At 73.7% G+C, this 23602-nt stretch carries 26 protein-coding genes and 1 riboswitch; of the genes, 11 read left to right on the top strand and 15 right to left on the bottom strand.

The genetic code is table 11. The features are described from left to right. The first annotated feature begins 26 nt into the window (after positions 1–26). Entirely contained in the window at positions 27–818 is a 792-nt protein-coding gene (locus tag ACIBPC_RS14030) for an Fpg/Nei family DNA glycosylase (RefSeq protein ID WP_398844058.1), read from the top strand. Positions 819–897: 79 nt separating this feature from the next. Continuing rightward, positions 898–1890: a dTDP-glucose 4,6-dehydratase gene (rfbB, locus tag ACIBPC_RS14035; RefSeq protein WP_398844061.1), complete on the top strand. Its 993-nt coding sequence runs from the start codon at positions 898–900 to the stop codon at positions 1888–1890. Between the two features lie 9 nt (positions 1891–1899). Here the strand turns inward: rfbB and ACIBPC_RS14040 are convergent, their stop codons facing one another. Then, positions 1900–3198: an aminotransferase class V-fold PLP-dependent enzyme gene (locus ACIBPC_RS14040; RefSeq protein ID WP_398844063.1), complete on the bottom strand. Its 1299-nt coding sequence runs from the start codon at positions 3196–3198 to the stop codon at positions 1900–1902. Between the two features lie 148 nt (positions 3199–3346). Further along, a riboswitch (SAM riboswitch) is annotated at positions 3347–3463 on the bottom strand. A gap of 177 nt (positions 3464–3640) precedes the next feature. On the opposite strand from ACIBPC_RS14040, the gene ACIBPC_RS14045 reads away from it, so the two are divergent. Further along, entirely contained in the window at positions 3641–4210 is a 570-nt protein-coding gene (locus ACIBPC_RS14045; RefSeq protein WP_362962964.1) for a hypothetical protein, read from the top strand. 3 nt (positions 4211–4213) lie between these two features. On the opposite strand, the gene ACIBPC_RS14050 is transcribed toward ACIBPC_RS14045, so the two are convergent. The 8 genes from ACIBPC_RS14050 to ACIBPC_RS14085 form a co-directional block, all read right to left on the bottom strand. Beyond that, positions 4214–4714, bottom strand: coding sequence for a YbaK/EbsC family protein (locus ACIBPC_RS14050; RefSeq protein ID WP_398844066.1), 501 nt, complete (start codon positions 4712–4714; stop codon positions 4214–4216). A 1085-nt stretch (positions 4715–5799) separates the two neighbouring features. Beyond that, complete coding sequence (locus tag ACIBPC_RS14055; protein ID WP_398844068.1) at positions 5800–6282, bottom strand: UTRA domain-containing protein; 483 nt, start codon at positions 6280–6282, stop codon at positions 5800–5802. Next, positions 6279–6509, bottom strand: coding sequence for a winged helix-turn-helix domain-containing protein (locus ACIBPC_RS14060; protein ID WP_398844071.1), 231 nt, complete (start codon positions 6507–6509; stop codon positions 6279–6281). The genes ACIBPC_RS14055 and ACIBPC_RS14060 overlap by 4 nt, the downstream gene beginning before the upstream one ends. A 130-nt stretch (positions 6510–6639) precedes the next feature. Beyond that, a complete protein-coding gene (locus tag ACIBPC_RS14065; RefSeq protein ID WP_398844075.1) occupies positions 6640–7308 on the bottom strand; it encodes a YdcF family protein in 669 nt (222 codons plus the stop codon). An 80-nt stretch (positions 7309–7388) separates the two neighbouring features. Next, positions 7389–7739: a hypothetical protein gene (locus ACIBPC_RS14070; RefSeq protein WP_398844077.1), complete on the bottom strand. Its 351-nt coding sequence runs from the start codon at positions 7737–7739 to the stop codon at positions 7389–7391. 90 nt (positions 7740–7829) lie between these two features. After that, positions 7830–8135, bottom strand: a complete 306-nt coding sequence (locus ACIBPC_RS14075; protein WP_362962953.1) for a 4a-hydroxytetrahydrobiopterin dehydratase — start codon at positions 8133–8135, stop codon at positions 7830–7832. Positions 8136–8159: 24 nt separating this feature from the next. After that, complete coding sequence (locus ACIBPC_RS14080; protein ID WP_398844080.1) at positions 8160–8702, bottom strand: GNAT family N-acetyltransferase; 543 nt, start codon at positions 8700–8702, stop codon at positions 8160–8162. Further along, entirely contained in the window at positions 8699–9994 is a 1296-nt protein-coding gene (locus ACIBPC_RS14085; protein ID WP_398844082.1) for a hypothetical protein, read from the bottom strand. The genes ACIBPC_RS14080 and ACIBPC_RS14085 overlap by 4 nt, the downstream gene beginning before the upstream one ends. A 328-nt stretch (positions 9995–10322) precedes the next feature. Here ACIBPC_RS14085 and ACIBPC_RS14090 point away from each other — a divergent pair, with 328 nt between their 5' ends. The 5 genes from ACIBPC_RS14090 to ligD all read left to right on the top strand — a co-directional run bounded on the left by ACIBPC_RS14090 (position 10323) and on the right by ligD (position 12965). Beyond that, positions 10323–10724, top strand: coding sequence for an ATP-binding protein (locus ACIBPC_RS14090; RefSeq protein WP_398844084.1), 402 nt, complete (start codon positions 10323–10325; stop codon positions 10722–10724). 86 nt (positions 10725–10810) lie between these two features. Further along, positions 10811–10933 (top strand): hypothetical protein, encoded by a 123-nt coding sequence (locus ACIBPC_RS14095; protein ID WP_362962943.1) that lies wholly within the window; start codon positions 10811–10813, stop codon positions 10931–10933. After that, positions 10930–11067: a hypothetical protein gene (locus tag ACIBPC_RS14100; RefSeq protein ID WP_398844088.1), complete on the top strand. Its 138-nt coding sequence runs from the start codon at positions 10930–10932 to the stop codon at positions 11065–11067. The genes ACIBPC_RS14095 and ACIBPC_RS14100 overlap by 4 nt, the downstream gene beginning before the upstream one ends. Next, entirely contained in the window at positions 11064–11957 is an 894-nt protein-coding gene (locus ACIBPC_RS14105) for an SAM-dependent methyltransferase (RefSeq protein ID WP_398844090.1), read from the top strand. Before ACIBPC_RS14100 ends, ACIBPC_RS14105 begins: the two co-directional genes overlap by 4 nt. A gap of 21 nt (positions 11958–11978) precedes the next feature. Further along, entirely contained in the window at positions 11979–12965 is a 987-nt protein-coding gene (gene ligD / locus ACIBPC_RS14110; protein ID WP_398844092.1) for a non-homologous end-joining DNA ligase, read from the top strand. Here ligD and ACIBPC_RS14115 read toward each other — a convergent pair. Then, on the bottom strand, positions 12937–13617 hold the full coding sequence (locus ACIBPC_RS14115; RefSeq protein WP_398844094.1) for a TetR/AcrR family transcriptional regulator: 681 nt from the start codon (positions 13615–13617) through the stop codon (positions 12937–12939). The genes ligD and ACIBPC_RS14115 overlap by 29 nt on opposite strands. 125 nt (positions 13618–13742) lie before the next feature. On the opposite strand from ACIBPC_RS14115, the gene ACIBPC_RS14120 reads away from it, so the two are divergent. From ACIBPC_RS14120 to ACIBPC_RS14130, 3 genes are all read left to right on the top strand, one after another. Beyond that, a complete protein-coding gene (locus ACIBPC_RS14120) occupies positions 13743–14879 on the top strand; it encodes an FAD-dependent oxidoreductase (RefSeq protein WP_398844097.1) in 1137 nt (378 codons plus the stop codon). A gap of 264 nt (positions 14880–15143) precedes the next feature. After that, a complete protein-coding gene (locus tag ACIBPC_RS14125; protein ID WP_398844376.1) occupies positions 15144–16805 on the top strand; it encodes a glycoside hydrolase family 13 protein in 1662 nt (553 codons plus the stop codon). Positions 16806–16873: 68 nt separating this feature from the next. Continuing rightward, positions 16874–18286, top strand: coding sequence for a dihydrolipoyl dehydrogenase family protein (locus ACIBPC_RS14130; protein ID WP_398844099.1), 1413 nt, complete (start codon positions 16874–16876; stop codon positions 18284–18286). On the opposite strand, the gene ACIBPC_RS14135 is transcribed toward ACIBPC_RS14130, so the two are convergent. The 5 genes from ACIBPC_RS14135 to ACIBPC_RS14155 form a co-directional block, all read right to left on the bottom strand. Continuing rightward, positions 18271–19047, bottom strand: coding sequence for a phytanoyl-CoA dioxygenase family protein (locus ACIBPC_RS14135; RefSeq protein WP_398844102.1), 777 nt, complete (start codon positions 19045–19047; stop codon positions 18271–18273). The two genes, ACIBPC_RS14130 and ACIBPC_RS14135, sit on opposite strands and share 16 nt — an antisense overlap. Before the next feature lie 87 nt (positions 19048–19134). Then, on the bottom strand, positions 19135–19536 hold the full coding sequence (locus ACIBPC_RS14140; RefSeq protein WP_362962923.1) for a hypothetical protein: 402 nt from the start codon (positions 19534–19536) through the stop codon (positions 19135–19137). A 97-nt stretch (positions 19537–19633) separates the two neighbouring features. Continuing rightward, positions 19634–20632 (bottom strand): ABC transporter permease, encoded by a 999-nt coding sequence (locus tag ACIBPC_RS14145; protein ID WP_362962921.1) that lies wholly within the window; start codon positions 20630–20632, stop codon positions 19634–19636. 41 nt (positions 20633–20673) lie between these two features. Continuing rightward, positions 20674–21552, bottom strand: coding sequence for an ABC transporter permease (locus tag ACIBPC_RS14150; protein ID WP_362962919.1), 879 nt, complete (start codon positions 21550–21552; stop codon positions 20674–20676). Further along, complete coding sequence (locus ACIBPC_RS14155; RefSeq protein WP_398844107.1) at positions 21549–23588, bottom strand: dipeptide ABC transporter ATP-binding protein; 2040 nt, start codon at positions 23586–23588, stop codon at positions 21549–21551. The genes ACIBPC_RS14150 and ACIBPC_RS14155 overlap by 4 nt, the downstream gene beginning before the upstream one ends. Between the last annotated feature and the right edge of the window lie 14 nt (positions 23589–23602).

A 23602-nucleotide genomic window follows, 5' to 3' on the forward strand; every position in this document is an offset into this window, starting at 1 on the left:
CGCGGGCGCCGACCTACGCTGGCGCCATGCCGGAACTGCCCGACGTCGAGGCTTTCCGCCGGGTCCTCGACGCGTGCGGCACGGGCCACCGTGTCGTACGCGTCGAGGTCGCCGACGCGGGCGTCCTGCGGGACGTGAGCACCGCCCGGCTGCGGCGCGGCCTGGAGGGCCGCCGCTTCCGGGCCGCCGAGCGGCGCGGCAAGTGGCTCCTCGGCCGCACCGACGGCCCGACCGTCCTGTTCCACTTCGGCATGACGGGCCGCCTGGTGCCCGCCGACGCGGGCGCGCCGCGCGAGCGCTGGGACCGGGTGGCGTTCCGCCTGGACGACGGGCGCGAGCTGCGCTTCCGCGACCAGCGCAAGCTGCGCGGCATCTGGCTCGCGCCCACCGACGAGGACGCCGAACGGGTCATCGGCGACCAGGGCCCCGACGCGCTGGCGGTCGGCGACGCCGACTTCGCCCGGCGCCTCGCCGGACGGCGCGGCGGCCTGAAGGGCGCCCTGCTCGACCAGTCCGTGGTGGCCGGGCTCGGCAACCTGCTGTCCGACGAGATCCTGTGGCAGGCCCGGCTGCACCCGGCCGCCCGCGCCGACCGCCTCACGGACGCGGAGCGCCGCCGCCTCGTCGGGGCGACCCACCACGTGCTCGCCGACGCGGTGCCCGCCGGCCACGTCCCGGCGGACACCGACGGGCTGACGGGCCACCGCCGCGACCGCGACGGCACCTGCCCGCGCTGCGGCGGCCCCCTCGCCCACGGCAGGATCGCCGGGCGCTCCACCGTCTGGTGCCCGCACTGCCAGCCCGACCCCCGGGCGTGAGGAACGTGCGGGATACGGTCGGGACCGGACAGGCCAGGACAGGCAGGACACAGCGGCGCGGAAGGCTCCCCGACGACCCATGACGACCCGGATTCTCGTGACCGGCGGCGCCGGTTTCATCGGCTCCGCCTACGTCCGCGCGCTCCTCGGCCCGAGCGGCCCCGGCGGCCCCGGCGGCGTGGCCGTCACCGTGCTCGACGCCCTCACCTACGCCGGGCACCGCGCGAACCTCGCGCCGGTGCGCGACCACCCCGCGTTCCGCTTCGTGCACGGCGACATCAGGGACGCCGCGCTGGCGGCGCGCCTGATGACGGAGCACGACGAGGTGGTCCACTTCGCGGCCGAGTCGCACGTGGACCGGTCGATCCGGGACGGCGGCCTGTTCGCTTCGACCAACGTGCTGGGCACACAGGTGCTGCTCGACGCGGCGCGCCTCGGCGGCGTACGCGTGTTCGTGCACATCTCGACGGACGAGGTGTACGGGTCCCTGGCGGACGGCTCGTGGCCGGAGACGCATCCGGTGGACCCGACGTCGCCGTACGCCGCGTCCAAGGCCGCCGCCGACCTGCTGGCCCTGGCGCAGCACCGCACGCACGGCCTGGACGTGCGGATCACGCGCTGCTCGAACAACTTCGGGCCGTACCAGTTCCCCGAGAAGCTCATCCCGTCGTTCGTCATCCGGCTGCTGGAGGGCGGCACGGTCCCGCTGTACGGCGACGGGCTGCACGTCAGGGACTGGCTGCACGTGGACGACCACGTGCGCGCCGTCGAACTGGTCCGCACCCGGGGCGCGGCGGGCGAGGTCTACAACGTCGGCGGCGGCACCGAGCTGACCAACCTCGCCCTCACCCGCCTGATCCTGGAGGCCTGCGGCGCGGGCCCCGACCGGATCAGGCACGTCGCCGACCGCAAGGGCCACGACCGCCGCTACTCGGTCGACTGGACCAAGATCCGCACCCGCCTCGGCTACGCGCCCCGCGCCGACTTCCCCGCCGCGCTCGCCGCGACCGTCGCCTGGTACCGGGACCACCCGGACTGGTGGCGGCCGCTGCGCGACCGCGCCGCGCGCTGAGCCGAGCCGTCAGGCGCCCGCCAGTTCACGCAGGGCCGCGACCAGGCGCGTGACGTGCTCGTCCGGTGTGCCCGCGCCGAAGCTGGCGCGTACGGCCTGCACGGGCCCGTCGCAGTCGCCGTCCGTCGCCGACGCGCCGAGCAGCGCGCGCACCAGCGGCTGGGCGCAGAACAGCCCGGAGCGCACCCCGATGCCGTACCGGTCGGACAGCGTGCGCGCGAGGTCGGCGCTGTCCCATCCGGCGACGGTGAACGAGACGACGGGCACGCGGTCGGCGTCCGCGCCGAAGAGCGACAGCTCCCGGACGGCGGGGATCGCGGCGAGCCCTTCGCGGAGGATGCCGAGCAGCCGCCGTTCGTGGGCGAGGAGCGCGTCGGGACCGGCCTCGGTGAGGGCGCGGCAGGCGGCGGCGACGGCGAGCGCGCCGACGACGTTGGGCGACCCGGCCTCGTGGCGCGCCTCGTCGGTGTTCCACTCGACCGCGACCCCGCCGTCCGCGCTGCGGCTGACGACGCGGGTGGCGCCGCCGCCCGCGAGGTAGGGCGGGGCGGCGTCGAGCCAGTCGGAGCGGCCCGCGAGGACACCGGAGCCGAACGGCGCGTACAGCTTGTGCCCGGAGAACGCGACCCAGTCCACGTCCAGCGCGGTCACGTCGATCCGCCGGTGCGGGGCGAGCTGCGCGGCGTCCAGGACGATGCGGGCGCCGTGGCGGTGGGCGGCGGCGGCCAGTTCGCGTACGGGCCACAGCTCGCCGGTGACGTTGGACGCGCCCGTGACGCACAGCAGCGCCTCGCCCTCCGGCAGCGCGGCGAGGGCGGCCTCGGCGGTGGCGACGGCCTCGGCCGGGCCGGCGGGCGCGTCGAGGTACGTGACGTCGTGGCCGTGGTGGGCCCAGGGCAGCAGGGCGGCGTGGTGCTCGGTCTCGAAGACGAGGACGTGCGTCCCGGCGGGAAGCGCGGCGGCCAGCAGATTGAGCGAGTCGGTCGTGGAGCGGGTGAAGAGGACCTGGTCGCCGGGGCGCGCGCCGAGGAACGCGGCGACCGTCTCGCGGCTCGCCTCGAACAGCTCGGTGGACAGCCGGGAGAGGTGGCCCGTGCCGCGGTGGACGCTGCCGTACAGCGGCGCGTAGGCGGCGACCTCGTTCCAGACGCGGCGCAGGACGGGGGCGCTGGCGGCGTAGTCGAGCGCGGCGTACGTGACCTCGCCGCCGGTGGCGAGGGGAACGGTGACGTCCGAGCTGAGGACGGCGAGCGCGTCGTCCTGCCGCGGCGGGGTGACGTCGGTGGCGGGGATACCGGAAACGGTCATGGCGTGGCCTCCCGAAGGCATGGCGCGGCGACGGCGCCGGGAACGGGATGAAGGTCGAGAAGGGCAACGGCCGGGTCACGGCCGGTGGGACGGGAAGGGGGAGCGCCCGGCGCTCTACCGCATTCGCATTCGCATGGAGTACTCCTCGAAGCCGCACTTGCCGCGGGACGTCTGTCCCACCGCCCGGTCATCACCCGGGGCACCCCGCCACGACGGAGGGTTGCCGGACAGCGGGCCGGGGCCCATGGCGCTGTCACTCGTGACCTCGCCGAGGATTCTGGCACAGCGCCCGAACGGCCCGTAAGCCCGTCTCAGCCAGCGGACGCGCGGACGGCCGCCCCCGTCAACTTCCCGTTGACCGACCGACCTTGGGCGGCTCCCCGCCGGGTATCCGGACAGCGAGGACACGCGGAGGCGACCGGCGGAAGGGACGGCGAGGACGGTGGACGCAGTGGGTGACAGCGCGGGTGGCGACATCGACTGGGAGGCGGAACGGCGCCCCATGGACAAGCCCTGGGTGTTCCTCGGGGCCCTCGCCGCCGCCGGGGCGGTGGCCGCTGTGCTGATCGCGTGGCTGGCGGACGCGCCGCGCGCGCTGGGCCTGGGCGCCGCCTGGGTGGTGTGGACGGGGCTGACGGCCGCGATGAGCCGGTTCGCACGGCGGACGTACGCCTCGCAGGTCGGCGTGCCGCCCGCACGCCTGCCCGTCCTGCTCCGGCGCATCAGGCAGGAACGCATCCCGCGCGACCCGACGGCGCGCCGCGAGATGGCGCTCCTCGTCCGGCAGCAGCGCAAGCAGCTCGGCCGCCGCCGGTGGTTCTGGCCGCTGCTGACCGGCATGTTCCTGGTGACGAGCGCGGCGCAGTGGCTGGCCGGGCGCGACGCCGCCGCGCTGATGTGGGTGGTACTGGCGGCGCTGCTGATCCCCAGCTATCTCATGAGCCGCCGCATGCTCCTCCACGCACAGCGCGTCGGCGTGCGCCTCGGCCAGGAGCGGGACGCCTGGTCCTGACGCTCAGGCCGTGACGACCAGCGCGGTCCCTTCGGTGAGAGCGAGCAACTCGGCGTACGTGGTGGGAAAGACCGTATGCGGCGTCCCGCCCGCCGCCCAGACCTTCGGGTGGTCGGCGAGCGCGGTGTCCACGACGGTGCGCAGCGGCGCGGGGTGCCCGACCGGCGCGACACCACCGATGGCCTGTCCGGTCGCCTCCCGCACCTGGGCGGCGGTGGCGCGTTCAAGGCCGGCGAGCCCCATCCGCGCGGCGAGGGCGGCGGTGTCGACACGGTGGCTGCCACTGGTGAGCACGAGCACGGGCTCGGCATCCGCGCCACTGACGAAGACGAGGCTGTTGGCGATGGCCCCCACCTCACACCCGAGCGCGGCAGCGGCCTCGGCAGCCGTACGCGCGGGCACCTCCAACTCCCGCACAGCCCCGGCGACACCGGCCGCCGCAAGCACCTGCGCGACAACCCGGCTCCGCACGGGCAGATGATCGAACGCGGCAGTGGCAGTCATGGACAACTCCTCGCTCACACGACAACAACCAGCGCGCCGGAGCGTATCCCCACCCCACGACGCGCGTCGCCCCGTTTCCCCAGCACCCGAGGTGTCCATAACGGACCCATGCGAGGAGGAGGTCATCCGACTGGCGGCCGATACTGCAGGAGCCCGGATGCCCGTCCTTGCCTGTCGTGGGCGATGAGCCGGGCGAACGTGAAGGCTCGAGCGCAAAGTTGGAGCCTCCTATTCGATCGCTTGGAAGATGTCGCTGCCGGTCTCACACTGCCATTCAGGAGGAGAGTCCCAGTCGGTGACGTAGCTAGGCTTCGAAGTTTCGAAGTACCTGTAGATCTGCGTAACCTAGCAGATCGCCACAGACCTATTTCCCTGTTTCCAGGTTAGCTTCAAAGCGTTTTCAGCACCGATTTCTGCGAGCTGCCGGATCTGCTCGTACACGGGGACGATGAAAATCCATCCCTCCTGCTTGCCCGTAGTGGAGAAGAGATCGACCCGCATGCAGAAGCAATCTGCCGAGGATTCCACGGGAAAGAGACAGGCAGGGTAATAGCGCCTAGCGGGAAGTGAACCACGCTGTCAGTCCGCTACCCACACTTGTGGCGGCAGCGACCACTAACCATGTCGGGAAACGTTGGACAACCACATGCACCACTCCGCAGCGAAGTTCGAAAGCATGCTGGTGATGTCTATTCGGCTCGCTCATGCCGAAGATGCTGCACCGTGGTTGGGCAGTTAATCAAGTGAGACAGGTGAACTGTCCGCATGACCGGCGGACTGTCCGCATGTCCCACTCGGGTAGACCTGCGGAATCATCCCTGAAAGACGACCGCCCATGCGGACAGTCCTACTTGTCCGTATGGGCGGTCGTTCATCCAAAGATGGCGGACTGTGCCTTGAAGACTCCGCGACGCCGCGACCGCGAAGCATCAGCCGGTTCGATCAGCCCGAACATGCAGCTCCCTGTCTCGCGGGACATCTCCTCCCGAACGGGCGTGGTCATCCATCCCCACCAGCGGGAGCACGGAGAAGGGCCGCACCCCTCGCTCGCGCCAGGAGGGGGTGCGGGCCCGTGTTGCGCCGGATCAGCGCAGCGGGGTGGACCAACTCTGCAGCGTCGTGCCGCTAACCACCTTCACGGCCACTTCCACGATCCGTCCGTCTTCGAGGTAGACCGTGCGCACGACCTGCGTCACGATCACGATTGGCCCGCGCAGGCCGAGAGCGTCCTTCTCCGGATCGGTCGCCAGACGTGAGGTCACCTCTTCGAGCACTCGGTCCTGCGGAGACCCCAGCCGCTCCGCTGCCAGCTCGCGGCTTCCCCCGGTGGAGACTTGCTCGGCCAGTTCAGGGACCGCCGCGATCACGTCGGCGGTGTAGAACGAGGACGACATGTGCACCGGCACGCCCTCCCGGGTGACCACACGCCGCCGCACATGCACCGGTGTTCCCTGCTCCACGCCCAGCCGGGGCGCGACCGTCTCATCGGCTCCCGTGATGCCGACCTCGGTGATGCGCGACTCCTCGCCCCTGTCCAGGGCACGGCCGGTGACCGCGTGTGTGCTCACCCGCGTCGCGATCGTGGGGCGGCCAGTGGCCACCACTGTCCCAGCCCCGGTGCTGGCATGGTCAGCCCTTCGGCGCGAAGCACCTTGTAGGCCCTCGTCGCCGTGGCGATCGATACGTCCCAGGTCCCCATGACCTCTTGCACAGTCGGCAACTGCTGCCCCGGCCGCAGCTCCCCAGCACTGATCAACTGGCGGAAGTGACCCGCGATCTCCGCGTAACCAGCCATGACGCTCCCTTCGTCGCTCTACCGTGCATCGCGGAGCCAGGCAGTACAAGGTGGCCCAACTCGGCCTTTGAGCAGGGGTGGTCAGGCGTTCGACTGATGAATGGGACACAACCCGCCCGGCTCGGGCAGTTCAGGGGTTGACGAGGCGGCTGGTGAAGCCATCGCGAACAAGGAACTCGTACGCTGCGTGCACGTCCTCCGGGACTTCCTGCTCGATGGCGAATCCGAGTTTTGGATACTCGATGACCCGCTGGAGGTCGCCGACGAGCATGTCCAGGACGAGTTTCTCGTCGCCGATCGACTTCAGATAGTCGTCGAACTCCAGCGGCTCCGACGCGCAGAGGATCTCGGCGTCGGGCCACAGCTTGCGGGCGGTCGCGAACGACCGCCGCTCCATATAAGGCTTGGAGACGAGCAGCACCGACGTCGGGGTGATCCCTGCGGCGGCGAGCACCTCGCGCGAAAGGGTGATGTTCTGACCGGTGTTGCCTGCGTTCGGTTCCAGCAGGATCGCCTCGGCGGGGACGCCGAGGCCGATGGCGTGCTCGCGGTAATGGACGGCCTCCCCGCGCGGAAAGACGTTGGCGGTGGTGGGACTGTTGCCGCCGCTGAACACCAGGGTCGGGAAGAGGCCGGAGCGGTACAGCTCGGCGGAGTGGGTCGCGACGCCGAGGTCGTGGCTGCCCAGCCCGATCGCCACGTCAACGGGCCGCAGCTCGTGCCGCATCAAGTGGTGGTCCCACACCAGCTTGGCCTGGCGCCACTGATCCTCGGTGATGCCCTGCTGGTCGTTCCTCACGCGTTCTCCCTGGTCGAGGACGAGGAGTCCATCATCCCGGGTCGCCGCGCGTCAGAGCCGGGCAGACGGTGGTGGCTACTTCACTCGATCGCTTCGAAGATGTCGCTGTCGGTCTCACGCTGCCAGTCCGGGAGTGCATTCCAGTCGGCGACATAGCTCGGCTTGGGGTCCTCGAAGTGCTTGTGGATCTGCGCAATCCAGCAGATCGCCACGAACCTGCCCTTCTGCTCCCGGGACAGCTTCGACGTGTTCTCGCCACTGATCTCCGCGAACTGCCGGATCTGCTGGTACACAGCGGCGGCGGCCTCCCTCTCCCACTCCGCCGTCTCCTCCCACGGCGCGACATAGCCGGGTTTCGGCTCGCCGGGGTAGTGCTTCCTGACTCCGGCGATCCACGCCTCTCGAAAGACACGGCCTGCTTCTTCGGTCATATGAGTTCCCCTTCAAGTACGGCGATCTCTTCGCCTGGCTGAGAGTCACGCGGGCCGCGATGGTCTGTCACCGGAGCGGTCTGTGGCGGGTCAGGCGGGTTCGGCTCCGTGGGCCTGGGCCAAGGCGTCGATCTGGCCGGCGAGGGCGGTGTCCCGCTCGGTGATCGCACCACCCGCGTCATGCGTGTTCAGGGCGAATGTCACCGAGGAGTACAACACCGTGATCCGCGCATGATGATTCGCCGCGTCCTCCGCGGCCGCCACCGCGGCGTAGAAGGCAGGCAGCCGATCACGGGCAACGCGGAACTCGGCAGTGAGATCCCCCTCCTCAACGCGCCAGCCGGGAAGACCCGTCAAGGCAGCGCTGAGCTGGTCACCGGTCAGAGCAGTAGTCATCTCGTCCTTCAGATCGTGTCGTGGTCAGGCGGAGTGCAGTTCTCGGAGCATCACGTCATGCAGGGCGGCGCCGTCCCAAGGGTGGGCCTGACCGACGACCCGGTAGCCCCAGGAACGGTAGGCGGCCTGCGCGGGCAGGGCGTCAGGTCTCGCGTTGAGCAGGACGCGTTCCTCAGGGCCGTCGAGAAGCGCGTCGTGCAGGCAGCGGGCGACGCCCTGTCGCCGCCATGGCGCCCGCACGGCCAGCTCGATCAGCCCGAACGTGCGGCTCCCCGTCTCGCGGGACATCTCCTTGGGAACGGGCGTGATCAGACGCGCCCACCAGCCGGTTGCGGGGCTCAGCGGAAAGCCGTACGCGATGCCCACCGGCTCGCCCTCGGCACTCGTCGCCATGGCGGCCCGGAACGTCGGCTTCCGGGTCTGGGAGCGGAACCGCCGCCGGTTCGCCGCGACATCAGCCGCCGTCTTGAGGTAGGGCGGCTCGGCGAACGCCTCGGCGTAAACCGCGATCACGGCGTTCTCGGCCGCAGCAGCACCCGGCCCATCGAGCAACACGACCTGCGTCATACGGCGCGCTCCAACAGATCCTGGATACGCGACACGGGCTCTGCGGCGGCTAGGGAGCCGGTGGTTCCGACGGCCCTGGCCCACGCGGCGAGACGGCCCCTGAGACGACGGCTGGCGACCTGGCCGCAGCCATCGAGCACAGCGTGCATCTCGGCGCATGCCTCCTCCACCTCGCGGGCTTCCACGAGCGCCTGGGCGAGCCGTGCGCGGTACCACGAGGTGTTCCGCGCCGATGCGGTTCCGAGCCCGCGCACGGCCGAGCGCAGGAACGGGACAGCTTGTGCGGGTCGTCCGGCGCGGCGGTGCCAGGCGCCCGTCGCGTAGTCCACCTCGACCTGTCCGGCGTAACGCGCCCAGCGCGGCACCTCCTGGTCCCGGTCCATGCGGCCCACCAGCGTGGCCGCACGGCTCAACGCTCGGCGGGCGAGCAGCAGATCCCCGGTGTGGACCGCTGCGTTGCTTTCTCGCAACGACACGACCAGTCGGATCGTCGCCCCGGCCCCGGTGGTCTCGGCCAGCGACCATGCCCGTTCTACCGCGGAACGGGCCTCCCAGCTCCGCCCCGCCTCCACGGCAATCAGTGACAGCGAGGCCAACGCACGAATCTGCAGGAGGGGGTCATCCACAAGGCAAGCCGCGGTGATCGCCCCGTCCGCGGCCGCTCGTGCCCCGCCCAGTCCGTGCCCGCCACCGGTCGCGGCGTCATAGGCGAACCACGCACGGTGCGCGGCGATCTCGGCCAGCATGATCTGGAGGTCACGACCGACCGCCGCTGTGTACACCGTCCCGTTCAAAGCATGCGTAATGCGGTCTTCCAAAGCGCGGGCGCGGGCCTGCGCCGGGATGCCGCCACGCCGGTGGTCCAGTTCGTACAGCGTGCCCAGCGCGCGCCGGAGCCGGCCCACGTCCGCTGCTGCCAGCCATGTCCCGGCCTGCGGCAGGTCGGGCAGGAGCGCTCCAGCAGCGATGCCACCCGTAGCGGCTACAAGGGTTCGGCGCCTCATGTCCTCATCGTCACCGATTCCCGGACCAGGCGCCGAATGCCGACGTGTCTCCGGGACGACGAAGCCCATCTCGGGCAGGGGCATCCCGAGCATCGCCTCCAACACGGCGCGTTGCCCCGGATACGGCAGTGGCGGCGGCGCCTCTGTCTCCCATCGGCGCAATGTCCGCACCGTCAGCGTCGCGGTGATCCCCAGCCGCCGCGACTCAGCCAGGAAGGCCGCGACGAATGATGTCTGTGTGTGCCCGGCCGAGCGCCGCAGCGCCGCGAGCCGACTGGTCCCCGCCATGGACCCAACTCCCCGTGTGGTCGTTACTACTCCACGGTATCGATTTGGGCCCTCGCCGAGAGGCGAGATGTCCGCCTAGATGTCCGCCTCCAACGGAACGGGAGTCCAACCGGCCGCAGTGGACTTGGAACCACTCGTCAAAGGAGGTGTCCGTGCAACGCCAAGCCGTGCCAGCGTTTCCAGGTCCTGTGACGGAGTGTCGGAGCAGCTGTCCCGGGGCGGCCGCGCACCCCGTCAGGCGTGCCGTGCGCCCGATCCGGTCTCACCCGGAGGTGGGGGTGTGCTGAGTGGGGCTGGGGAGCAGGGGTGTCTGTTGCGGCAGGTGTCCGTGCCGTATCGCGTCGAGAGTGTGCCGGTGTTGCGGCGGCAGGTCCAAGTGATCCTGGGTGGCTGGGAGATGGCTGCGGTGACCGTCTCGGATGCCGCTGTCGTCGTCTCCGAGTTGGCAGCGAATGCCGTGCGTCATGCCCGGCCCGTGCGTGGTGGGTTGATCGTTGCGCAGGTGTCCTGTGTCAGGGGTGACGCGGTGTTGCGGGTGCTGGTCGTGGATGGGGCGCCCGCTGTGCTGCCGCCGTCTTGTCCTGCGCGTTCCGTATCGGCTGTCGCGGAGTGTGGGCGTGGGCTGGCGCTGGTGACCGGGTTGAGCCTTGCGTGGGGCGTGGATGTCGGGGAGACGACCAAAAGTGTGTGGGCGCTGCTTCCCGTCGCTTCGCGGGCGGAGGCGGGGTGAGCGGGTCGTGGGTTTCGGGGCCGGAGGTGGTCCGGGACGTGGCGAGGGCGCTTGCCGCCGCGCGGCGGTGCTGGCGGTGCGGTGCCGTGGACGGTGGCCTCGCGGTGCACGGCGAACTCGTCGGCGATGCGGGGCCGGTGCCGTTGTGGCTCTGCCGGGCGCGGTGCGCGGGAGAGCTGGAGGCGCTGTACCGGGACGCGGTGCGGTGAGGCGGCGGTGGCGGGTCGGCGCCTGGTGGACGGTTGGGGCGCTGGCCGGGGTAGGGCTGGTGGCGATGACGGCCGGGATGGTCCTGGTCGTGCTGTTCGTGCGGGCCCTCGTCCGTGCGGAGGAGGAACGGTGACGACAGACGCCTGGAAGGCAGCCCTCGACGCGCTGCTCGGCGGCGGTGGCGTGCGGCGGGGCGGAACCGCTGTGACGGCGGCCGACCGTGCCCGTCTGGAGGACGCGCTCGCCGCCCTTCCTCCCGGCGAGCCGTGCGAGGGGCCGACCGTACGGGAAGTTCTGGCGGCCCCGTCCCGCGCGCGGGTCCGCGACCTGTTCCTCGGCGGCAAGGACCACTACGCGGTGGACCGCCTCGCCGCCGCCGAAGTGACCGCCGCCTGGCCGGACATCGCCCGCGCCACCGCCGCCCTGCGCGCGGCCGTCCACACCACCGCCCGGCATGCCGTGGGCGGACTCGGCATCCGTCAGGTCCTCGTCGCCGACTACGGCTACCCGACCGCCGGCATGTCGGGTCCTGACCTGCACACCACCGTCCACCAGGCTTCCCCGGACGCGGCCGTGCTGTACCTGGAGCCCGATCCCATCGCCGCCGCCGCGCTGCGCGCGCTGTGCGGGCACGGCTCCGTCGCCGTCCTGCGTGACGACCCCGCCGCCGATCCCGGCGGAGCATTCGCGCGCGCGGTGCGCGACGGCGGCCTCGACCTGGGCCGGCCGGTGTGCGTGCTGCTGCCGGAGGCGATGGCCCGTACGGGCGCCCCCGGCCGGACCGCCCGTGTCCTCGCCCGCGCGCTCGCCCCCGGCTCCGTGGTGATGGCCGCCGGTCCCGACGACATCCCGGACGTCCGGCGTGCCGCCGAGGCCGCCGCCCGCCACCTCCTGCCCTTCCACCCCCGCACCGCCGCCGGACTGCGGGACCTCCTCGGCGCCGCCGGGCTCACCTGCCTGGAGCACGGGCCGCTCCTGGCGCGGACGGGCCACGCCTGCGCGGTGGGCGTGCGCCGCGCGTGAGCCCCGCGTGTACTGGTAGGCATGGCACACATGCCGCAGGTGGTGCCGCCCATGCTGGCGGTGGAGGGTGAGCCGCCCACCGGGGCGTGGGGTTACGAGTACAAGTGGGACGGTTACCGCTGCTGCCTGCGTGTGGCCGACACCGGTGAGGTGCGGCTGACCAGCCGGAACGGGAACGACTTCACCGGCGCGTACCCCGAGATCACGGGGGCCGCCGGGGGCGCCCTGGGCGGGCGGGCCGCCGTGCTCGACGGTGAGCTGGTCGCGCTCGGGGAGGGCGGCCGTCCCGACTTCGGGCAGTTGCAGCGGCGGCACCGCGACCGGCCGGGGCCCCGGCTCCTGGCGGAGGTGCCGGTGGTGTTCTTCGCCTTCGACCTGCTGCGCCTCGGCCGCGATTCCCTGACGGAGTCCCCGTACACCGAGCGGCGCGCCGCGCTCGAACGGCTCGGGCTCGGCGGGCTGGACGCGTTCGCCGTGCCGCCTGCCTACAGCGGCGACGACGCCGACCCGGCGGCGCTGCTTGAGGTGGCGCGCGGCAACGGGCTCGAAGGCATCGTCGCCAAGCGCCTCGACTCCCCTTACCTACCCGGGAAGCGCTCGCGGCTGTGGGTGAAACGGCCGCTGTTCACGACGCGTGAGGTGGTCGTCGGCGGCTGGCAGCCGGGCGAGGGGCACCGCGCGGGCGGGATCGGGTCGCTGCTGCTCGGCGCGTACGACGAGGACGGCGCGCTGCGCTACATCGGACACGTCGGCACCGGCTTCTCCGACGCGGCGCTGACCGGGCTCGCGGAGCGGCTCGGACCGCTGGCGCGCGGCGGCAGCCCGTTCGGCGGGGCGGTGCCGCGCGACAGGGCGCGGCGCGCCCGCTGGGTCGAGCCGCGCGTGGTCGGCGAGGTGACGCACCGGACGTGGACGCGGGACGGGCGGCTGCGGCACGCGGTCTGGCGCGGCCTGCGCCCCGACCGGACGGCCGGGGAGATCAGCCTTCCGCCCCCCGGAGAGCGGTGATCCCGGCCAAAAAGAGGTCGACGCCCGCGACGAACTCCGCCCGGTCGTCGTGCGCGCGCAGCCGCCCGGCGACGCCGCGGGTGAACGCGTACCGCTCCGGGTCGAGGTCCGCCCACCGGTCCGCCGTGGCGTCGAGGAACGCCTCCCTGTCCGTGCCGGGGCGGGCCGCCAGGGCGTTCGCGGCGTTCTGGCCCGCCTCGCCCAGGATGTAGCTCAGCAGCGTGGACGCGGCGGTGAAGCGGGCGGCCTCCGGGACCCCGAGGGCAGTGACCTGGCGGCCGATGCGCTCGAAGACCGGCAGCATCGGCGACTGCCAGGCCGTACGGGCGAGCTGCGCGCCGACCCACGGGTGCGTGTCGATCGCGTCGAAGACGGCGAGCGCGAGGGCGCGGACGGCCTCCCGCGGGGTCGCGCCCGGGTCGTCGGCGGGGAGGGCGGCGACGACGGCCTCGGTGGCGGCGGCGAGCAGGTTCTCCTTGCCGGTGATGTGCCAGTAGATCGCGCCGGGGCCGGTCGCGAGCCGGTCGGCGAGGGCACGGAAGGTGAGGCCACCCTCACCCTCCGCGTCCAGGATCTCGACGGCGGTGGTGACGATGCGCTCGCGGGTGAGCGGCTCCTGCCGCCGGTCCTGGCGGCGCGCCCTGGTTGCCATGCGGCCCAGCCTAGCGCGCGGGCTGGAACGGCGTTCCAGCTTGACGCCTCCTGGAACGCCGTTCCATGCTGGGGACTGCTGGAACACCGTTCCAGACCGACATCGCGACCAGGAGGACAGCAACCATGACCAGCACCCACGTCACCATCGTCGGCGCCGGGCTCGGCGGCCTGACGCTCGCCCGCGTCCTGCACGTCCACGGCATCCCCGTGACCGTCTACGAAGGGGAGGCCTCCCCCACCGCCCGCTCCCAGGGCGGCATGCTCGACATCCACGAAAGCAACGGCCAGCCCGCCCTCCGCGCCGCCGGCCTGTACGACGCGTTCCGCGACCTCGTCCTCGAAGGCCGCGAGGCGATGCGCGTCCTGGCCCCCGACGGGACCGTCCTGCTCGACCAGCCCGACGACGGCACGGGCACCCGCCCCGAGGTGCAGCGCGGCGCCCTGCGGCGGCTGCTGCTCGACGCGCTGCCGCCCGGCACCGTCCGCTGGGGCCACAAGGTCAGCGGCGTCCGCGCCCTCGGCGGGGGCCGCCACGAGGTGACGTTCGCGAACGGCGCCACCACCGTCACGGACCTGCTGGTCGGCGCGGACGGGGCCTGGTCGAAGGTCAGGCCGCTGCTCTCCGCCGCGACGCCCGAGTACACCGGCACGTCGTTCGTGGAGACCTACCTCCACGACTGCGACACCCGGCACCCGGCCGCCGCCGGGGCGGTCGGCGGCGGCGCGATGCTCGCCCTCGCGCCCGGGAAGGGCATCCAGGCGCACCGGGAGAGCGGCGCGACGCTGCACACGTACGTCGCGCTGTCCAAGCCGCGCGACTGGTTCGACGGCGTCGGCTTCGGCGACCCCGCCGCGGCGAGCGCGCGGATCGCGCGGGAGTTCGACGGCTGGGCGCCCGAGCTGACCGCGCTGATCACCGACGGCGACACGCCCCCGGTCCTGCGCCCCCTCCACACCCTGCCCGCCGCCCACCGCTGGGACCGCGTGCCGGGTGTGACGCTGCTCGGCGACGCCGCGCACCTGATGATCCCCTCGGGCGAGGGCGCGAACCTCGCCATGTACGACGGCGCGCGGCTCGGCGAGGCCCTCGCGGCGCACCCCGGCGACGCCGAGGCCGCGCTCGCCGCGTACGAGCGCGAGCTGTTCCCGCGCAGCGCCGCCGAGGCGGCCGACGCCGCCGAGCAGCACGACTTCATGTTCGGTGCCGACGCGCCGCGCGGCCTGCTCGGCATGCTCACCGGCGAGGACGGGGCCGCCTGAGCACGGCACCGGCCGCCGCCGGTCGGTTACGCTGGCCGGACGGCTGACGGGGACCGATCGTTCCCCACAGCCCCCGCCGCCTCCCCCGCGGTCAGGGTCCGCCCCACCCCCCTGCGGCGCGCCCGTCCCGGAGGCGGCCCAGGCGGCGCCGCCACGGCGCCCGCGCCGGCACGCGGCCCGGCGGACGCGGCACACCCCCACGGCTGCACAGCGTCCCCGCGCGGCGTGTGCGGACGTCCCCGCACGCGTTCCCCCTGAGAGGTCATCGTGAAAGACACCACCACGGCGGACTGGTGGCGCGAATCGGTCGTGTACCAGATCTACGTCCCGAGCTTCGCCGACGCCGACGGGGACGGCATCGGCGACCTGCGGGGCATAGCCGGGCGGCTCGGGCACGTCGCCCGGCTCGGCGCGGACGCGGTGTGGCTCACGCCGTTCTACCCCTCCCCCTGGGCCGACGCGGGCTACGACGTGGCCGACTACCGGGACGTCGATCCCCGGCACGGGACGCTGGACGACTTCCGGGAGCTGCTGGCCCGCGCGCACGGGCTCGGGCTGCGCGTGATCATCGACGTCGTGCCGAACCACGTCTCGGACCGGCACCCCTGGTTCCAGGAGGCCCTGGCGTCCCCGCCCGGGTCTGCGGCGCGCGACCGGTTCGTCTTCCGCGACGGGCGCGGCGAGAACGGGGAGCTGCCGCCCGCCGACTGGCAGTCGAAGTTCGGCGGCCCGGCGTGGACCCGCGTGCCGGACGGCCAGTGGTACATGCACATCTTCGCCGCCGAGCAGCCCGACCTGAACTGGGACAACGGCGACGTCTGGGCCGACTTCGAGAAGACCCTGCGCTTCTGGCTCGACCTGGGCGTGGACGGCTTCCGCATCGACGTGGCGCACGGCCTGCGCAAGGACCTGACGCCGCCCCTGCGCGACACCCACGGCGGCGACACCGCCCCCCTCAACGCCCCGCCCGAGGGCGACGACCACCCGTTCTGGGACCGCGACGAGGTGCACGAGGTCTACCGCGCCTGGCGGAAGATCACCGACTCGTACGACCCGCCGCGCGTCACCGTCGCCGAGGCGGGCGTCAGCGCGCACCGGCTGCCGCTCTACACACGGCCCGACGAGCTGCACCAGGCGTTCAACTTCTTCTACCTGCGCTGCCCCTGGGACGCCTGCGCGTTCCGCGAGGTCGTGGACACCTCGCTCGCCGAGGCACGCGCGGTCGGCACCCTGCCGACCTGGGTCCTGTCCAACCACGACGTGATGCGGCACGTGACGCGTTACGCCCTGCCCGCCGGTGTCGACCACCGCGCGTGGCTCACCGCCGGTGGCCGCGACCCCGAGCCCGACACGGCGGCGGGCGAGCTGCGCGCGCGGTCCGCCGCGCTGCTGACCCTGGCGCTGCCCGGCACCAGCTACCTCTACCAGGGCGAGGAACTGGGCCTGCCCGAGGTGGCGGACCTGCCGGAGGAAGCCCTGCGCGACCCGATGTGGGAGCGGACCGGACACCGCGTCCGGGGCCGCGACGGCTGCCGCGTGCCGATGCCGTGGACGCGGGAAGGGCCCTCGTACGGCTTCGGCCCTGGCGAGGCTGCCTGGCTGCCGCAGCCCGCCGGGTGGGGCGGCCGGTCGGTGGCGGCGCAGGAGGGGCGGCCGGGGTCGTTCCTTGAGCTGTACCGCGAGGCGCTGCGGCTGCGGCGGGAGGCGCTGGGGGACGTGTCGTTCACGTGGCTCCCGGCGCGCGGGGGCGAGCTGGCGTTCCGCAAGGGCGCGGGCCTCGTCTGCCGCGTCAACTTCGGTGCGGACCCGCTGCCGCTGCCCGCCGGGGAACGGGTCCTGCTGGCCTCAGGTCCGCTCACGCCGGACGGTGCCCTGCCGTCCGACACCGCCGTTTGGCTTGCACCGGGGGCGTCCGGGGCATCCTGACCGCCGTGTCCCGGGGCCGCCTCGCCTACGGTGGGGGCGGTCCGTCGGCTGGTGGAGGAGATTTCCGGATGAGCGACAGCAACAGCGAGTACGACGTCATCGTGATCGGCGCGGGCCCGGTCGGGGAGAACGTCGCCGACCGCACGAGCGCCGCCGGGCTGCGGACGGTGATCGTGGAGCGCGAACTGGTCGGCGGCGAGTGCTCATACTGGGCGTGCATCCCCAGCAAGGCGCTGCTGCGGCCCCCGGCGGCGCTGGACGCGGCGAAGGCCGTCGGCGGCGCGAAGGAGGCGGTCGGCGACGGGCAGGTCGACGCGGCGGCGGTGCTGGCGCGGCGCACCTCGTTCACCAGCGACTGGAAGGACGACGGGCAGGTCGAGTGGCTGAAGTCGGCCGGGATCGACCTGATCAGGGGCGACGCGCGGCTGAGCGGTCCGCGCACCGTCGTGGTGGACGGGCGCGAGTACACGGCGCGGCACGCCGTCGCCGTCTGTCCCGGCAGCGACGCGCGGCTGCCCGGCATCCCGGGGATCGGGGAGGCCCGGCCGTGGACGAGCCGCGAGGCCACGTCGGCGCGGGAGGTGCCGGGGCGGCTCGCGATCGTCGGCGGCGGCGTCGTCGGCGCGGAGATGGCGGCGGCGTGGAGCGCGCTCGGCTCCGAGGTGACTCTGCTGCTGCGCGGGGAACGGCCGCTGCCGCGCATGGAGCCGTTCGCCGGGGACCTGGTGGCGGAGGGCCTCGCCGCGCGGGGCGTGGACGTGCGGCCCGGCACGTCCGTCACCGCGCTGCGCAGGCCGGACCCCGAGGGCCCGGTGACGCTGGTCCTGGACGGGGACGCGGGCGAACTCGTCGCCGACGAGGTGCTGTTCTCCACCGGCCGCAGCCCGCGCACCGGCGACATCGGCCTGGAGACGGTCGGGCTCGAACCCGGCTCGTGGCTGACCGTGGACGACACGCTGCTCGTGGAGGGCGTGGACGGCGGGTGGCTGTACGCGGTGGGGGACGTCAACCACCGCGCGCTGCTGACGCACCAGGGCAAGTACCAGGCGCGGATCGCCGGGGACGCCATCGCGGCGCGCGCGCAGGGCCGCGACGTGGCGGTCACGGCGACGGCGGACGCAGCGGCGGTGCCGCAGGTGGTGTTCACCGAGCCTGAGGTGGCGTCGGTCGGGCTGACCGCCGAGGCGGCGGAGGCGGCGGGCCACCGGTTCCGTGCGGTGGACTACGACCTGGGGTCCGTCTCCGGCGCGGCGCTGCACGCGGACGGCTACAAGGGCAAGGCCCGCATGGTCGTGGACGAGGAACGCGGGGTGCTGCTGGGCGTCACCTTCGTGGGCCCGGGGGTCGGCGAGCTGCTGCACGCGGCGACGATCGCGGTGGCGGGCGAGGTGCCCGTCGAGCGGCTGTGGCACGCGGTCCCGGCGTTCCCGACGATGAGCGAGATCTGGCTGCGCCTGCTGGAGACCTACCGGGACGCGTGACCCGCTCCCCCGAGCCCGTCGAGCACGGCGCGCTCGACGGGCGACGGGGCGGCCCCCGACAGGTCGAGATCCCCGGTGGGGACGAGCGGCGGCTGCGCCATGAAGCGCGGCACGCTCCCCCGGTGCGGCTGCGCCGCGTGCACGAGGAACGGGTGGCACAGCCAGACGTCCCCGGCCGCGCCGGTGGCGAGCGCCTCGGGGCGGTGCGCGGTGGCGGGGACGGCCTCGGCGCACAGCTCCGCCCACGGCCGCCCGGCGGCGCCGGAGCCGGCAAGCAGCGGCGGCACGTCGCGATGCGAGCCGGTGCGGACGCGGGTGGGCGCGTCGTCGGGGCCGGTGTCGGAGAAGAGGAAGAGCATCAGCAGCGCCCTGCCGCGCGAGGCGAGGTTCACGCGGTACTCGCCCGCGTCGCCCGCGAAGCTCGCCTCCAGGTGCCAGCCGTCGTCCCCGGGCGGCTCGTCGCTGGGGAACCTGACGGGGAACGTGCCGAGCCCCTGCGGCGCGACCCACCGCCCCTCGCCCACGAGCCGGTCGAACGCCTCGTGCAGCACGGGCGTGTTGGCCGCCTCGCGGAACGGCGGCGTCGAGAAGCCGCCGAGCCGCACGACGGGCCGCGTCCAGGTCGCCGGGGCGCCGGGGTCGCAGCCGGTGGCGGCCCACAGCTCGTCACGGCACCGCGCGACCACGCCGCGCGGCACCGCGCCCGCGATCCGCACATACCCGTCCCTGACGAACGCCTCGGTCTCCGCCGCCGACAGCACCCGCGTCTCCCCTCGCCCGCACGGACCGGAGGCCGAGCGTCGCGCGTCGGGTCCCGTCGGCGCAACGGCTTTTGCGCGGCCCCCTGTTCAGTCGTCGAGGAAGGGCGCGCACAGCTCCTCGGTCTGGGCGTCCCAGTCCTCCTCGTAGCTGCGGGCGAGTTCGCAGAAGACGCGCAGCGCCTCGCCCGCCGCCGACTCGTCCTCGCCGTCCGCGGAGGCGGACTCCGACGGCGTGCCGTCCGGCACGGGGTCCTCGTCCTGCTCAGGCGGCGTGCCGGGCACGGACCCGGACGCGCCGGGCGCCGGCTCGTTGCCGCTGAGGTCGGGGCCGCCGGGCAGCGGGTCCGTCAGCCCCTCCTCGGGCGACGGCTCGGTGATCCCCGCGTCGGGCTCGGGCACGGCGTCCGACGACGCGGTGGACCGGCCGTCCGGTCCCTGCCCGCCCCCGCCGTCACCGCAGGCCGCGGCACCCAGCAGGACCATCGTCACCAGTCCCAAAGTCCGTAGGCGCGTGTGCATTCCGTCCTCCGCCCGGCTCGGCTCGGCTCGCTGTGCGCCCTCACTCTGTCAGACGGCGGCGCGGGGGTCAGACGGTCACCCGCGGGTCGGCCGCGCCCTGGAGGACGTCCGCCACCGTGTTGGCCACGATGTAGACCGCGCCGAGGAGGAACGTGACGCCCGCGACGGCCGGGAAGTCCGAGACGGGGATCGACGCGCCGAGGTAGCTGCCGAGCCCGGGCCAGCTGAAGACGCTCTCGACCACCAGGACGCCCGCGAACATGAAGCCGATCTGGAGTCCGCTCATGGACAGCGCGGCGTTCAGGGAGTTGCGGACGACGTGCCGCAGGACGATGGTCCGCTCGCCCAGGCCCTTGGAGCGGGCGGTGCGCACGTACTCGGCGTCCAGCGTGGTGAGCAGGCTGGAGCGGAAGACGCGGCCGATGGCGAGCGCCGGGCCGAGCGCGAGGGACAGTCCCGGCAGGACGAGGTGCTGGAGGGCGTCCCCTGACAGGCCGGGGTCGCCGGTCAGCAGGCCGTCGAGGACGAGCAGCCCGGTCGGCCCGTCCGGGGGCGCCGAGCCGCTGACGCGCCCGTTCGCGGGCAGCCAGCCGAGCTGCTTGTAGAAGAGGATCAGGCTGAGGATGCCGAGCAGGAACGTCGGCGCGGTGGAGGACACGAACAGCAGGCCGCGGAACGGCGCGGCGGCCCGCCAGCGCAGCACGGACGACAGCGCGAACAGCAGGGCCAGCACCAGCGCCACGGCGAACGCGAACAGCACCAGCTCGATGGTCGCGGGCAGGTAGGCGCCGATGTCGTCGGTCACCGGCCGGTGGGTGCGGAACGAGGTGCCGAGGTCCCCGGTGACCAGCCCGCCGAGGTAGCTGAGGTACCGCTGGATCGCGGGGTCGTCGAGCCCCAGCCTGGCCCGTTCGGCGGCGACGGCCTCCGGGGACGCGGTGGGGCCGAGGGTGGCGGCGACGGAGTCGGTGTTCGAGATCTCCTGGAGGACGAAGAGGACGACGGACAGGACGGCGAGCAGCGTGACGAGGGAGGCGACGCGGGTGGCGGCGAAGCGCAGGGACACGGCGGACACCTGGCCTTTCGGTGCGTGGGTGGTCCGCGGCCTCAGCGGGCCTTGCGGGCGAGGATGTTGCGGACGGCGTCGCCGCCGAGGTTGGCGACCAGGCTGAGCAGCATCACCGTCAGCCCCGGGATGACCGGTATCCACCAGTGCGGCAGCAGCTCCGCCAGGGCGCGGGAGGTGTCGGCGCCCAGCTCGGGCGCGGGCGCGGACTGGCCGAGGCCGAGGAACGACAGGCTGGCGAGGACGAGGACGACGTTGCCCACGTCCAGGCTCGCGGTGACCACGGCGGACGGCACGACGCCCGGCAGCAGGTGCCGCGTGATGACGCGCGTACGGCTCACCCCGGCCATCCGGGCGGCCTCGACGTGCGGCCTGGCGGCCAGGGACCGCACCTCTCCGCGCACGATCCGCGCGTAGTAGGGCCACCAGACGACGGAGATGGCGAGGAACGTGTTCCACAGCCCGGAGCCGAGCGCGGCGGCCACGGCGACCGCGACGAGCATGGCGGGCAGCGCGAGGAACAGGTCGGTGACCCGCATCAGGACCGAGTCCACCCAGCCGCCGAACGCGCCCGCGACCAGCCCGACCACGCCGCCGACGACGAGCCCCACGGCCACGACGACCAGGGCCATCAGCCAGCTCGTGCGCAGCCCGATCAGGGTGCGGGACAGCAGGTCGCGGCCGATGCCGTCGGTGCCGAGCAGCGCGCCGTCCGAGCCCGGCTCGGCGTACAGGGCCCCGGCGGTGCGCACGGGGTCGTGCGGCGCGAGGACGGGTGCGAGCAGCGCGGTCAGGGTGACCAGGGCGACGACGGCGAGGACCGTCCAGTCGAGCCACCTGGCGGCGGCGAGGCGCGGGCGCAGGACGCGGGTGCGCGGGCGGACGGCGGGCGGCGTGCCCGTCACGGCGGCGGCGGTCATCGGATCTCCCCTCGGTGGACGCAGGCGACGCTGCGGCGGGCGGACGGTGCGGCGGTCCTGGCCGTGCCGGGCGGGCGCGGCCCGATGGGGACGAGCTGGATGCCGGTGAGCGTGTCGGCGCACTCGTCGCGGGCGACGGGGCAGCGCGGGTGGTACGCGCAGCCGCTGGGCGGGGACAGGGCGCTGGCGGGCTCGCCGGTGATCTCGGGCAGGGTGACGCCGAGTCCGGGGACGGCCGCGATGAGCGCCCGGGTGTAGGGGTGGCGGGGGTCGCGGATGATCTCGTCCGCCGTGCCGATCTCGACGAGGCGGCCGAGGTACATGACGGCGATGCGGTCGCCGATGACGCGGGCGACGGACAGGTCGTGCGTCACGAAGACGACGGTCATGCCCAGTTCGCGGCGGAGCTTCTGGATGAGGTTGAGGACGTTGGCGGCGAGGGAGACGTCGAGCGCGCTGGTGGGCTCGTCGCACAGGAGGACGCGGGGCGGGACGATCGTGGCGCGGGCCAGGGCGACGCGCTGCCGCTGGCCGCCGGAGAGTTCGGCGGGGCGGGCGTCGAGGGCGGCCTCGGGCAGTCCGACGGCGCGCAGCGCGGCGGCGGCCTTCTCGCGGCGCGCGGCGCGGTCGGTGCCGCGGCCGAGGCGTTCGGTGAGCAGTTCGCGGACGGTGAGCCAGGGGGTGAGCGACGCCCCGGCGTCCTGGAACACCATCTGGATGCCGGAGCGGCCCGGCCCTTCGAGGCCGCCGCCGGTCGCCTTCTGGAGCCCGGCCATGACGCGCAGCAGGGTGGACTTGCCCGAGCCGCTCTCGCCGACGAGGGCGAGGGACTCCCCGGCCTCGATGTCGAGCGTGACGCCGCGCAGCGCGGCGAGCGCCGCCTTGCGGCCCCGGCTGTCGCGGACGGTGAAGTCGCAGGTCAGCTCGGTGGCGCCGAGCACGACGCCGTTCCTGCCGCCCGTGTCCCGCGGCACGGCGGGAGCGTGCGGCACCGTCTCCTCGGGCGGCGCGAGGGCCGCCAGCGCGGTCGCGGCGTCGTCGGCGCGGAAGCAGGCGGCCTGGTGGGGCGCGGTGTCCGCCGTGGGCGCGTCGGGCCGTTCGGTGGCGCAGCGGTCCATGGCGAGGGGGCAGCGGGACTGGTAGAGGCAGCCGGTGGCGGGCGCGGCCGTGGCGGTGGGCTCGGGCAGCAGCGTGCGCAGGGGCGCGGCGCGGTCGGTCGTGAAGTCGAGCCGGGACGCGAGGAGTCCGAGCGTGTACGGGTGGCGCGGGTCGCGCAGGACCTGCTCGGCGGGGCCCGTCTCGGCGAGCCGCCCCGCGTACATGACGGCGATGCGGTCGGCGATCTGCCCGGCCACGCCGAGGTCGTGCGTGATCATCAGCACGCTGCACCCCATGTCGTCGGTCAGGCCGCGCAGGACGCGCAGCACCTGCGACTGGACGGTGACGTCGAGGGCGGTGGTCGGCTCGTCGGCGACGATCAGGCGGGGGCCGCCCGCGATGGCCATGGCGATCATGACGCGCTGCCGCAGCCCGCCGGACAGCTCGTGCGGGTAGGCGCGCATGCGGCGTTCGGGGTCGGGGACGCCCACCGCGCGCAGCAGCCGGACGGCCTCCGCGCCGGAACCGGCCGCCTCGGCGACCTGCCGTCCGACGCGCATCGTCGGGTTGAGGGACGTCATCGGGTCCTGGAAGACGACGCCCAGGTCGTCGCGGCGTGCGGCGCGGCGCAGGTGTTCGGGGCCGTGGGCCATGTCGGTGCCGCCGACGGTGAGCGTCCCGGTGACCCGGGGCGCGGCGGAGGCGGGCAGCAGGCCGAGCAGGGCGAGGCTGAGGACGCTCTTGCCCGAGCCCGACTCGCCGACGAGGCCGAGGATCTCGCCCGGCCTGATGTCGAGGTCGACGCCCTTGACGACCGGGGAGCGGACGCCGCCGCGCTCCAGGCTGACGTGGAGGTCGCGGACGACGGCGACGGGCGGGTTCGGGACGGGTGCGCGCGTGGGTTCTTCTGCGGGCTTCTCGCCGGTGAGGGGGAGCACGTGGTGACCTCGCA

The organism is Streptomyces sp. NPDC049879 (genome assembly GCF_044461265.1).
Lineage (GTDB): Bacteria > Actinomycetota > Actinomycetes > Streptomycetales > Streptomycetaceae > Streptomyces.

Bases quoted from the DNA above. Each gene is read 5' to 3' on its own strand.
- ACIBPC_RS14060 (WP_398844071.1), bottom strand. From the start codon at position 6,509: ATGGCTGGTTACGCGGAGATCGCGGGTCACTTCCGCCAGTTGATCAGT.
- ACIBPC_RS14150 (WP_362962919.1), bottom strand. From the start codon at position 21,552: ATGACCGCCGCCGCCGTGACGGGCACGCCGCCCGCCGTCCGCCCGCGC.
- ACIBPC_RS14085 (WP_398844082.1), bottom strand. From the start codon at position 9,994: ATGGCGGGGACCAGTCGGCTCGCGGCGCTGCGGCGCTCGGCCGGGCAC.
- ACIBPC_RS14030 (WP_398844058.1), top strand. From the start codon at position 27: ATGCCGGAACTGCCCGACGTCGAGGCTTTCCGCCGGGTCCTCGACGCG.
- ACIBPC_RS14130 (WP_398844099.1), top strand. From the start codon at position 16,874: ATGAGCGACAGCAACAGCGAGTACGACGTCATCGTGATCGGCGCGGGC.
- ACIBPC_RS14115 (WP_398844094.1), bottom strand. From the start codon at position 13,617: ATGGCAACCAGGGCGCGCCGCCAGGACCGGCGGCAGGAGCCGCTCACC.
- ACIBPC_RS14040 (WP_398844063.1), bottom strand. From the start codon at position 3,198: ATGACCGTTTCCGGTATCCCCGCCACCGACGTCACCCCGCCGCGGCAG.
- ACIBPC_RS14070 (WP_398844077.1), bottom strand. From the start codon at position 7,739: ATGACCGAAGAAGCAGGCCGTGTCTTTCGAGAGGCGTGGATCGCCGGA.
- ACIBPC_RS14075 (WP_362962953.1), bottom strand. From the start codon at position 8,135: ATGACTACTGCTCTGACCGGTGACCAGCTCAGCGCTGCCTTGACGGGT.
- ACIBPC_RS14080 (WP_398844080.1), bottom strand. From the start codon at position 8,702: ATGACGCAGGTCGTGTTGCTCGATGGGCCGGGTGCTGCTGCGGCCGAG.
- ACIBPC_RS14050 (WP_398844066.1), bottom strand. From the start codon at position 4,714: ATGACTGCCACTGCCGCGTTCGATCATCTGCCCGTGCGGAGCCGGGTT.
- rfbB (WP_398844061.1), top strand. From the start codon at position 898: ATGACGACCCGGATTCTCGTGACCGGCGGCGCCGGTTTCATCGGCTCC.
- ligD (WP_398844092.1), top strand. From the start codon at position 11,979: ATGGCACACATGCCGCAGGTGGTGCCGCCCATGCTGGCGGTGGAGGGT.
- ACIBPC_RS14120 (WP_398844097.1), top strand. From the start codon at position 13,743: ATGACCAGCACCCACGTCACCATCGTCGGCGCCGGGCTCGGCGGCCTG.